This is a genomic window from Photobacterium sagamiensis, from assembly GCF_050337085.1.
GTDB lineage: Bacteria > Pseudomonadota > Gammaproteobacteria > Enterobacterales > Vibrionaceae > Photobacterium > Photobacterium sagamiensis.
In genome coordinates this window covers 41,524-52,662 of record NZ_JAKJSP010000048.1, presented here as the reverse complement: position 1 = coordinate 52,662, position 11,139 = coordinate 41,524, and the positions used below count along the sequence as shown (strand labels likewise).

General features: G+C 44.5%; 9 protein-coding genes. 1 reads left to right on the top strand and 8 read right to left on the bottom strand.

Features of this window, described 5'->3' with window-relative positions:
• Positions 1-217, bottom strand: a 217-nt coding sequence (locus tag L4D76_RS21195) for a transposase (protein WP_489686030.1), incomplete at its 3' end; no start/stop codon positions are given.
• 618 nt (positions 218-835) lie between these two features.
• Here L4D76_RS21195 and L4D76_RS21190 point away from each other — a divergent pair.
• Positions 836-1,237, top strand: coding sequence for a hypothetical protein (locus tag L4D76_RS21190; RefSeq protein ID WP_428442864.1), 402 nt, complete (start codon positions 836-838; stop codon positions 1,235-1,237).
• A gap of 399 nt (positions 1,238-1,636) precedes the next feature.
• On the opposite strand, the gene L4D76_RS21185 is transcribed toward L4D76_RS21190, so the two are convergent.
• The 7 genes from L4D76_RS21185 to L4D76_RS21155 form a co-directional block, all read right to left on the bottom strand.
• On the bottom strand, positions 1,637-2,251 hold the full coding sequence (locus L4D76_RS21185) for a trimeric intracellular cation channel family protein (RefSeq protein ID WP_428442863.1): 615 nt from the start codon (positions 2,249-2,251) through the stop codon (positions 1,637-1,639).
• Positions 2,252-2,501: 250 nt separating this feature from the next.
• Positions 2,502-4,964, bottom strand: coding sequence for a trimethylamine-N-oxide reductase TorA (torA, locus tag L4D76_RS21180; RefSeq protein WP_428442862.1), 2,463 nt, complete (start codon positions 4,962-4,964; stop codon positions 2,502-2,504).
• A gap of 23 nt (positions 4,965-4,987) precedes the next feature.
• Positions 4,988-6,172 carry a pentaheme c-type cytochrome TorC gene (gene torC / locus L4D76_RS21175; protein WP_428442861.1) on the bottom strand — a complete coding sequence of 395 codons (1,185 nt, stop codon included), beginning with the start codon at positions 6,170-6,172 and terminating at the stop codon, positions 4,988-4,990.
• Positions 6,173-6,221: 49 nt separating this feature from the next.
• Positions 6,222-6,395: a trimethylamine N-oxide reductase system protein TorE gene (gene torE, locus L4D76_RS21170; RefSeq protein ID WP_428442860.1), complete on the bottom strand. Its 174-nt coding sequence runs from the start codon at positions 6,393-6,395 to the stop codon at positions 6,222-6,224.
• A gap of 546 nt (positions 6,396-6,941) precedes the next feature.
• Positions 6,942-8,810: a methyl-accepting chemotaxis protein gene (locus tag L4D76_RS21165; RefSeq protein WP_428442859.1), complete on the bottom strand. Its 1,869-nt coding sequence runs from the start codon at positions 8,808-8,810 to the stop codon at positions 6,942-6,944.
• 267 nt (positions 8,811-9,077) lie between these two features.
• Positions 9,078-9,374 (bottom strand): hypothetical protein, encoded by a 297-nt coding sequence (locus L4D76_RS21160; protein ID WP_428442858.1) that lies wholly within the window; start codon positions 9,372-9,374, stop codon positions 9,078-9,080.
• Positions 9,375-9,386: 12 nt separating this feature from the next.
• Positions 9,387-10,898, bottom strand: coding sequence for a reductive dehalogenase (locus L4D76_RS21155; protein WP_428442857.1), 1,512 nt, complete (start codon positions 10,896-10,898; stop codon positions 9,387-9,389).
• Positions 10,899-11,139: the final 241 nt, after the last annotated feature.

The window sequence follows — 11,139 nt, the reverse complement described above, 5'->3', positions numbered from 1 at the left end:
GGTAGTGGTTACTCATTACTGAGTAGGCACAAATATCAATGCAATAGATACTGCTGAGTTGTTTGATCTTCGTTTCAATCCACTCGCGACGGTGTTCAAAAGACGTTTCTGTTGCTTCATCGTAACCACAGAGAAAGGTGCGCCGCACACAGCGTGAAACACAGTGGTAGTAGGGTGTTGATTCCAGGCTTATTTGTTGTTTTCTGGCGGTGGTCATGAGTCAATCCTTGCTGGTTGAATAATGACCATAGTTCATATGCCAGACTTTAAAAGGGGCAGAGGATCAGATTGGGATTGGTGTTGCTATGGAGTGAAACTAACAGGATTGATGGTTTCTTAAGTATGCCTGTCCTATCGGTTTCTTAAGTATGCCTGTCCTATCAGTTGAGCGTCCTTTTCATTGGTGATTTTTGATCAAGCCGCTTCTTCTGGCGGCTTTTTTTTGTATCTGGCCGTTAGCCGATCACATATCGCTTGGTATCAAATATGAGCGCTGTGGCATACAGTATCACAGGCTTTTCGGGCTGTGCTTTAAAGTTGAGCATTCGGTACGGCCATAGGGATTTACAGGGATGTGGAAAGCCATTTATCAACGTTATGCATTAACGTAATGCCCGTTAACCGTAGTTCTGAGAGATCGCCCYAGGCGGCCTTTCTTGTCCGTGGGTAAGACTTAAATCCTACCAAATCAGTCGGGTAYTCTCCGTCACAGCGTCACRRYKTCACGATTTCACGTTACCTATAACGTCTGGCCTGACGGTCGTTATCCCCCGCCTTTTATCGGAGCTACACTGCYCGYTTGGTTTCATTTGTAGATATTTTTATTGAGGTATCCATGTCATCACCAGTGAAATTTAAAGTTTGTGGAAACATCGTGATCGCCGAGACTGTGGAATACATGAATATATCCAAATGTGAGGTAGATGCACTGAATGATGTCGTTAAAAATAATATTTCCGGCAACTTTGGACTCATTGATATCAGGCTAAGAAACACCTCAATCGATCCACTTGTATACCTATACATAAAAGAACTTATGCCAAAWTTTACAGCGTTTGCTCTCGTAACCAAATCAGATTTAACGCTCCAACTGTTTAAATGTGAAACTGTCTTTATGAAAGATATGCGATTTAGAACATTTTACACATTAGCTGAAGCCGAGATTTGGATGCAGGAAGTTTTCGGAAATGAAATAAATTGTAAGGGGAAAGAGGAACTCAGTGAGCTGACAGATTAGTAGTTCTTTATCGTTGTTTACCATAACACCCGTAAAGCGTCTCAAACAAAACAAAACATGTAAGGCCGCAGATGCGGCCTTTTGTGTATCTTAATTCACTCGTCCTAGACTCTGCCAGACATGAGCATAATTAGGGGGAATCGGTATTAACAGATTGTAAATGAGTCATGACTCTAACTTGATTTGGGGCAAATGTGTGATAGGAAAGGCTGAATTTAGCGGTGAAATCACCAAAAATTAGAGTCGTTATTCTAAAGCGGTATGCCCCCAAGCGAGCAAGAGAACACTTACTGTTTGAATGTTAGGTGGAGATCTCTCACTCCGAGAATTGTCACGCTTTACCGCCCATTGTGCAGCGTATATTACTGTAAGTAAGCAACCATCAAAATGGTCAGGCTGTTATTTTAAGATTAAAAAATCTGGAAACCTGACACGCTTAACCATCACATATAACCGCATAACGACAATGAGTGTCATACAAAAGATGGATGCGATGTAATCAATAACCCCCACATTGTGCATTACAATATACAAGCTACTACCCATAATTATTGGTGTCGCATAGAGTTCGGTGTTGTTAAACATGTTTAAGCGGTGGGAGAGAATGTCTCTGATCACGCCACCAAAAACGGCTGTGACCATGCCCATAAAGATGGCAACGTAAGCGGCATAGCCTGTTGAATACAATTTTGCGGTCACCAGAACAGAAAACATCGAGACACCTATTGTGTCGAATAAAATAACCATCTTCTCTACTTTTGACTTTCGTATTTCGGTAATTAGAAAAAAGCCGGCACAGCTGCTTCCCAGTGCAACCCAGAAATAGGTAGGATCACGAATCCAAAATACTTGATCGGCATTAATGATGATATCTCGAAGTGTTCCACCACCTAAGGCCGTAACCCAGCCTAGCAGCAATACGCTGAGAATATCTTTCCCCCTGTTTGAATCAACCATTACACCACTGAGTGCAAAAGCGACAATGCACACCATTTCAAGGATATAAGCAAGCACGTTCAGACTCTCTCTTATTTGTTATAACATCAATTTACGCCTCAATATTAAAATCATCAACCATTTGATGCATAGACAAAAGTATTAATTTGAACTGCTGAATATAGATGAAACGCTAAAGTGGAGGGGAGAATATATTAAATGGCTTAGGTATAAGAGAGAGTGAAGAAAATCGATAGGAAAAAAGCCACCTGCATTTTAAAAAAATACAGGTGGCTTTGTCGTTAGCTACATATTGTTCAGATTTGCCTTAGCTGACTTCGATTGGACCACCGAATGCAGTCACTGGTGGAACCACGCCAGTATACTTCTCAAAATTAACCAGACAGGTATTTGCACTGGTTGCCTGAGCAAGCTCTGATGATGGAATATCCTGAGTCAGGGTATTCGGATCGCCATAAGTACAGATGGCACCGACTTTCTCGTTCAGCGGACCATACCAAGCGCCTTCCTCGATTCGAACAACGCCCGGAGCGTAACTGTCGGTAAGCACAGCGCCAGCCAGTAGCTGACCACGGTCATTAAATACGCGAACCAGATCGCCGTCTTTAATGCCTTTAGCGGCAGCATCTTTTGGGTTGATGTAAATTGGCTCACGACCTTTAACCGCGTAGGTTGCACGGTATTCTTCAGATTCACACATCTGTGAGTGCAAGCGCTTGTCCGGGTGACAAGACTGCATCCAGAATGGGTGTTTCTTCGAGCCCGGACCACCGTGAGAACGTTCGTTCTTCTCAAACCACATTGGGTGCCCCTGGCACTCTTTGTAACCAAAGCGGTCGATCTTACGGCTGAAGATTTCGATAAAGCCGGATGGGGTACCTAATGCGTTAATTTCCGGATCTTCGCGGAAGTCAGCATGACGAACCCACGGTTTACCTTCACCAAAATCAAGTACACCTTTTTCCCAGAACTCATCGAATTCAGGCATATCAAATTTGCCTTTGTTCGCATTACGACAGTCTGAGTACAGTGAGCGTACCCATTCCATCTCATCCATACCACGGGTGTACTCTTTGTGGCGACCGAAACGGCGGGACAGTTCTGTGAAGATATCAAAGTCAGTTTTTGACTGATACAGAGGATCAACCAGTTTGTGCATCGCAAGCAAACCGCGGCCGCTGTATGAACCGTAAATATCGATATCATTTCGTTCAAACTGGGTACAGGCTGGCAGAACAATATCAGAGAAACGGCAAGTTGCTGTCCAGGCAAAATCAACCGTCACAACCGTCTGCAGCTTCTGGAAAGCCTGCTTCATACGGTTACGGTCCTGGTGGTGATGCCATGGGTTGTTGCCGCTGATCACCATCATTTTGTAATCTGGCAGCTTCACTTTTGAGCCGTTGTATTTAATCTCTTTGCCTGGTTCAAGCAAACAGTCGATCCAGCGTGCAACAGGGATAGTACGGCTGTAGCCGTTGAAGTCGTCGTTATCCCACTTCGGCTTCTGGCCCTGGTCAACGTTACGCGGGAAGCCGCCAGGCGCTGCAAAGCCAGTCGACGGAACGCCGATTGAACTGTAGTGGTGACCATAAGAGACACCGCCACCAGGCAGACCAATCTGGCCAACCATTGCAGCGATAACAGCACCCATCCAATATGGCTGTTCACCATGCTGCTGACGTTGAATAGACCAGCCAAACAGGATCTGAGTACGATCAGAAACCAGCATTCGGGCAAAGTCACGGATTTCATCAGCCGTTACGCCACAGATCTCTGCTGCCCACTCAGGGGTTTTCTCAATCTTATCTTTGCTCTCACCAGTCAGGTAAGGGACAAAATCATCAAAGCCTAAGCAATAAGTTTTTACGAATTTTTTATCGTAAAGATCTTCAGTGTACAGCGTATGCGCAACGGCCAGCATGAATGCTACGTCAGTCTGCGGGTTGATGAACATGTGCTCGTTACCTAAGTAACGTTGCGTCTTGTTCTTAACCGGATCGACAGACAGTACGTTGATTTCGCCTTTCGTTACTTTTTCTTTCAGTTGCTCAAGGTAAGCAAATGACTCGTGGGTTTCACAGTTCCAGCCAACCTGCAGGTTTTTAACGGGATCTGTTGCCCATAGTACGATGTTCTTACTGTGATCCAGAATTTCAGACCAAGAGGTACCTTGTGCATAAACCTCTGTTGAACCTAAGACATACGGCAGTACGGTTTGGCCGGCACCGGTAGAGTAATCACCGACTTTAGTGATGAAGTTACCGTGCATACCTACAGCGCGCTGCATGTGGCTGGTACAGCTGTGAAACTGACCTGTTTGGCGCCAGCCCGTTTGGCCTGCGTGAAGTGCCCATGGACCGTAATCTTTCTGAACGCGCTCAAGCTCGCGGTAGAACAGATCTAATGCTTCATCCCAGGTAACGCGGATAAAACGGTTGTTACCGCGGGTTTCACCGCTGTACTTATGCTTCTTCAGCCAGTCAAGGCGCACCATCGGGTAACGAACACGCGACGGGCTGTAAATGATCCCTTTAATGCCATCGAGCATCTCGGTAGGGTATTTATCCATCTCCAGCGGTTTGATTTCCTGAACCTTACCCGCATAGATGTGGGCACGGAATGCGCCCCAGTGTGAACCTGATACTTTCCAGGTTCCGGTTGTTTCAGCGGCAATTGCTTTTGACGAAGCTAACAGGCTAGGGCCAATGACAGATACGGCGCTTGTTGTTGCAATGCCTTTAAGAAAACTTCTTCTGCTAACAGACATACTCTTATTACTCCATCAATCGCTTAGTGTTTAGCTTCAGAAAAATCTGATGAGTGTTTTTGCAGGTACTTCAGTACCAGCGCTTTGCTGTCGGTGTCGAAGTTCACAAAGGCCATCATACCGTTGAACATACCTGGCCAGGTGTTAGCATCGAAGTGATCTTCAGCTGGCTGAGTGTGACACACTGAACAGTTGGTCTGATAAGACTGCTTCGCTTGTTCCCAGACAGGCTGAACATCAGCAAGCAGCGCTTCTTTCTTCATCCACAGCTTGGTATTAATACGCTGCCAAGGAAGACCGGTCAGTTCATCTTCTTTGATTTCAAACTTCTCGATCAGGGCATCGTTTTGTGCCGTTTCTTTGAGTAAAGAGCCGACAGGGATGTTCATACCGAAGTCTTCCTGGATCACACGGCCAAAGCCTTTCACTTTACGCCAGCCTGCGACTTCTACCAAAATAGCATCACCGGCTTCATCAACCACTTTGACACTCGATGCAGGGTTCAGCAAACCAGCTTCAGTTGCCATGGCTTTGTCTTCATACATCGGAAGGTGACGAACGCTGACGTAGTCCTGGCCTTTTTCGTACTTGGTACTTGACGCTAGCTGCTCAAGTTGAGCGATCATGCCGCCAGTGCTGTCCATGTTATGAGGAAGGTTATGGGCGATACCCTTGTGGCAATCCAGGCAGCTTTGATCACGTTCAGCCGCTTGTTTCATCTGGATACGGGCCGTTGGTTTCATCTTCTCGAAATTCATGCTGTCGTAGTCATGACAGTTTTTACATTCAAGAGATTTGTTGGCAGAAAAGCGATCCCATTCGTGTTGTGCAAGCGTAATTCGTTTTTCTTCAAACTTTTCACGAGTGTCAATGACACCAAATACTTGGGCGAAAACTTCTTTACTTGCCTGCATTTTACGGGCGATTTTTGCAGTCCAGTCATGGGGGACGTGACAGTCAGGACAAGTTGCACGAACACCAGAATTATTTTTCCAGTGAACCGTTTCTTGCAGTTCCTGATACACGTTGTTTTCCATGCTATGACAGCTAATACAAAACTCTTCGGTATTTGTTGCTTCTAACGCGGTATTAAATCCTCCCCAGAAGATAACACCGGCGATGAAGCCGCCTAAGGTTAGTACACCCAGGCTAATGTGTAGACTTGGGCGAGATACTGATACCCAGACTTTGTTTATAAATGATTTCATGACCTGTTCTCTCTAAAATTATTTCAGTAAATCCAACGTGGTTTTTTGATTAACCATGACCAGGAGGACCTAAGAGAAAGATCTGCATCATCCAGACAATAAAACCGTACCCGCCCACAGCCATTACGCTGAGGATTGGGAAGAGGAAAACGGTTATGAAAAGAAAGGATTGCCACTCCCTTGAGCGCTTTTCCCCGCTTTCTTGATTCGTAACACTACTCATAATACCACCTGCTATTTTTATTTATGTCTAAATAGAATCTTTAAGTTGTTTTGTATTTAACAAATCTATCTATAAAGAGATCATAGAATAGTCATTCAGTGGTATTCAATTAGTACTTAAGTATTAAACCTTATATTTGCTAAGTTTTTGACCCCATACAAATATATGAATGAGTTACTATTTAGTATTAATAGCTAGCGATCTAATAAATAAAAATAAGGGCAAATATGAAGAAATGTATAAATAAGCGATTGTTAGGTTGGAGTTAAATTTGATCTAAGATTGTAATGTTTCCGTGTCAATATAACCTCGATTAATAATGCAATGATATTAAGTGCGCAGATTTAGTGCGTTAATGTGCATATTGGTAGTGAATAAGGTTTGTTGTAAAGGTTTCTCGTTGCGGAAGGATAAGATAATTACCAAATATATAATTGTGTTTATTGTTAGTCGTGTAGTGAAGCTTATTGAGTTATCCGGATTCAGTTATTTGAGTGATAAAAAAGGCCGAGTATCGGCCTTTTTTATAATAGAGAACAAGTTTAATCAGACGATAAACTTATTCATGATGCTATCTTGTTCCCGTACAGTATTAATTTGGGTTTCCATCGCATCGTTGCTGCTACCTGCAGCGTCAGCAACTTGCACCGAAAGATCTTTAATCTTAATTGTATTACTGTTTATCTCTTCGGCAACAAGGCTTTGTTCTTCAGCGGCAGAGGCGATTTGCATATTCATATCACTAATCTGCTGGATCGCAATACGGATACGCTCCAGTGCTTCGTCAGCTTCATGCGCTTTGATCACTGTACTACTTGCTGTTTCTTTACTTTGTCCCATCACCGTCACGGCAGAACTTGCCCCTGATTGCAGTTGCTCGATCATCTGGCGAATTTCTGTGGTCGATTGCTGAGTACGCTGAGCCAGGGTACGAACTTCATCGGCAACCACAGCGAAGCCTCGACCAGAATCACCTGCACGTGCTGCTTCAATGGCCGCATTAAGCGCAAGCAGGTTGGTTTGGTCGGCAATCTCGTTAATCACTTTTAAGATGGTTTCAATATTACTTGTGGCATGTTCAAGCTGTTTAACCACATCGACAGCCTGGTCGATTTGAACGGACAGGTCAGAAATCGCGGTTGAGGTGTGCGAAACAATATTGCTGCCATCGATCACTGCGCTATCCGCTTCTTGTGCGGCAGCAGCTGCACCTTGCGCATTGCCTGCTACATCAGAAGATGTCGAGGCCATCTCATTCATCGCGGTCGCCAGCTGTTCTAACTCTTCCAGTTGTATCGACATGGCTTCAGCGGAATGTTTGGCACCAGCAGCCGTTTGCTCGGTACCTTTCATTATATCCTGGCTGAGACCTTTGGTTTGAATGATCAGGTTTTGGAGTTTTTCAGTGAAGGCATTGAACCCTCGCGCTAATTCAGCAAACTCTTCATCAGTATTGGTCTCAAGACGTTGGGTCAGGTCGCCCTGGCCGGAAGCCACATCCTGAATAGCGGCGTTAAGTGCTTGAAGAGGGCGCATTAACACTTTGATCAGTAGCAACAGTGCAATGATACCCAGTACTAGCGCGATCAGTGAATACACAATGGAATTGGTTTTTAGCTCATCAACAGCGGCATAAGCGATGCTCTTATCAAGCACAACGCCAATAAACCAGCTCTGTCCTTCAATTTTGGCAAAAGAGACATCAATCAGAGCCCCGTCTAGTTCAGTGGTTTGGATAGAATTTGAAATAGAGATCCCGCTTAAGAATGCAGACATTGGCTGGCCGTTCATTTTGGTATCAGGATGAGCAATGACAGTGCCGTTATCTGAGACTAAAAATAGGTAACCAGCATCAAATAGCGATACCTTGTTCACTGTTTCAGCCATGCCCGCCAGGCTGACGTCAAAAAAGATGGCGCCTTTGAACTGACTTGCTTGCATGATCGGCGTCGCGATTGATACTAAAATCTCGTTAGTAACAGAGTCTGCATAGGGGGCAGTAATGATAAGATCCCGGGCATTTTTGGTATCTTTATACCAAGGGCGACTTCTTGGATCCCATGATGCACCCGGGTTCCAATTCGGATCATTACTGGTATAAGAACCATCACTTTCAAAGCCGAACCCTGTCAGCAAAAAGGTATTTTTAATCGTGGGTTGGCTGATCACCGATTCGATGTTATTAAGTGACAAATCCTCTTCGACCATGCTGGCGGCATAACGGGCAAGCGCCTTTCGACTGTTTAATTCTGAGTTAACGGTATTGCTAATTCCAGACACTATTTCATCAACACTTTTCGTCACAAGCGTTTCAATTTCCCCTTTGATATTAAAATATTGATTGGCAGACAGTAATGACAGTGCAACTAGTAGAATAGATGAGGAGGTCGCTACAACTTTATGGCTAAATTTCATTAGGTTATTCCCTTAACGCATGTAAAAGCATCTTTTTATGTGTTACCGATCATTTTATCGGCATGTGGGATGATTCCTGAAGGGAAGTATTGAAAATATGTGAGCATGGCATGACTTTATTGTATAAGTGTTTGTTGTGTAATAGCTTGTAAAAGTGTGAAAACATCCATTTTAAGCGGATGTGCGACATGGTGCTTATGTGTTGTGTAATAAAAAAAGCAGATCAGTTAAGATCTGCTTTTAAGAGCGTATTTTTAGCTATTATGTTTAGTTTTTGGGATGGCTCTGTTTGACAAACTCAGGCGCGATCATGTGGCGCCAGATCAGAATCATCATAATCACACCAGAACCACTGAAAAGTATCAAGCTCATCGCACCTGACTGGGCAATCCCTTCCAGGAACGAAGCCCCGGCCCATCCGAGGCCGAATAATATTAAAAGAACGCCAGTGATCATGCCGGTCCAGACATACCACTTAAGCGACACTTTGACCGAAAGCCATGCCAGCGCAATTACACTCAACGTGAACAGCACGCCCATAAAAAACCATTGCATTAGTTCCATTGTGATCCTCCGTTAACTCTTATTCGATGTGCCGATATTATTTTTCAGGCTAATATTGGTTCGCATCCCTTCGCCCGTCTTCCAGAACTTCTCAACTCTTTCCGGATCGTTGGTATGTCCGTAACCAAACGCGGGATGTGCTTGTGCCATTGCGGAATGGAGAAATTTAGGCATATACGGGTTGATTGCCATAATAAACCAGTGGTGCCAGAAATCGGGTTCGTTAAAGGTACAACTCGCAATACACGCTGCACACCCACTGCCATTCTCTACCCAGAAGTTGTAGCACTTCTTAGCATCGCTGTAGAACTTCTTAATGCCGTGATGGTTGTTCCACGTATAACCCGGCTCGTCACTAAACTCGTAAGAGGGTTCAAAACCGTAACCGCCGTTTTTAGCAGAAGGTAATGGAAGCGCTTTACTTGGGCATGCCTCTGCACATTTACCGCAACTGAGGCAGAATTCAGTGATCCCCCAGCTACGAGGTTGATCATATTCTACAAACTCAAAGTCGGTATAAACTTTCATGATACGAACACGCGGGCCTAGCCCAGGAGTGATCAATGCGCCGTTTCTTCCGCCTTCACCGAGGCCTGCCATAATTGCATATGGCACACTGCTGCCAAGATCATTACCTGCCGCGACGGCCTGGTAACCGAGCCCTTTGAGGAACTTCGCCATTTGCGTTGCTTTAACGCTCATTTGCGAATACCCATCAGATGCGGTGGCATCTGCAGTCCAGGCAGGAGCGGTGGCCATACAGTCATAGTCCATTGATGCGAGCATAACAATGACGGTTTTGGGCTCGAAAGGAAAATCGTTCTCCCAGGAAAGTTCTGTATCCGTTTTGATATCGTACAGTGGATCATAATCCCAGCGCTTATCACGTTTGGCTATGCCGCATTTAACTGCGCCAAATACGCGGGCTGCACTTCGAAGTGCATCACTGGCCTGCTTTTTAGTCGCAAACTGAAACTGTTCTTTCTCAACGTCTGATTGATCCCAACTGTGAAATGGGGTGTTGGGTTGTAAATTGGCAGATAGGCGATTGCCCGATAAATTCAGTGGCTCCCAGCCTGCTTTTTGCAGTGCACGATCTAATTGGGTATAACCGGGTCTGCTGTTATCCCAAGGCTTACTGTACATATCCTTGAAGCCGGTCAGGAAATTCAATTCTTTATTTTGCAAGCGGTTGTAATCAGCATTACGTTCCGGGTGTTTGTCGTTCAGCGCTTTGCTGGACACAAAAGTCAGAACCGTGTCACGTTGATCTTTCGGTTTAAATATAGTTTCGTCAATTTCCGGGTAGTTTTCTGTTATTTTACCTTGCAGGGATTGCCGGCCTGCACCATAAGCCAATGAACCACCAAGTAGTGCCACACCACCACCGACAGCCGCACGTTTGAACAGCTTTCTGCGATTCGGATCTTCGAGTGTATCATTCAAGTCCGGTGCTGAAGTTTTACCTTTTGATTCTTCAAGGTCTTGTGCTTCACTGCCTTGTTTTTTATCTAATTCACTCATCGTTTCATAGCCTCTATAAATGAATCTAGTGTCATATGATATTTTAGGTCATCATATTCAACTTAACTTTGTGTTGGGTGGAAAATAGGTATTTATGCTTTTTTTTCAAAAAAAAGACTCAGTTATTTCTCTGCAGGCTTCAATTAATCCCATTGGTAGCCGTTCATAACCTCCTCTAATAAGATAAATACCTAAGTCCTGAATATTTCGCAGTTTTAATAACGGGTTTATCCCATTTGTT

Excerpts from the sequence above, each read along its gene's own strand:
- L4D76_RS21160 (WP_428442858.1), bottom strand. The coding sequence starts at position 9,374 with ATGGAACTAATGCAATGGTTTTTTATGGGCGTGCTGTTCACGTTGAGT.
- L4D76_RS21155 (WP_428442857.1), bottom strand. The coding sequence starts at position 10,898 with ATGAGTGAATTAGATAAAAAACAAGGCAGTGAAGCACAAGACCTTGAA.
- torC (WP_428442861.1), bottom strand. The coding sequence starts at position 6,172 with ATGAAATCATTTATAAACAAAGTCTGGGTATCAGTATCTCGCCCAAGT.
- torA (WP_428442862.1), bottom strand. The coding sequence starts at position 4,964 with ATGTCTGTTAGCAGAAGAAGTTTTCTTAAAGGCATTGCAACAACAAGC.
- L4D76_RS21165 (WP_428442859.1), bottom strand. The coding sequence starts at position 8,810 with ATGAAATTTAGCCATAAAGTTGTAGCGACCTCCTCATCTATTCTACTA.
- torE (WP_428442860.1), bottom strand. The coding sequence starts at position 6,395 with ATGAGTAGTGTTACGAATCAAGAAAGCGGGGAAAAGCGCTCAAGGGAG.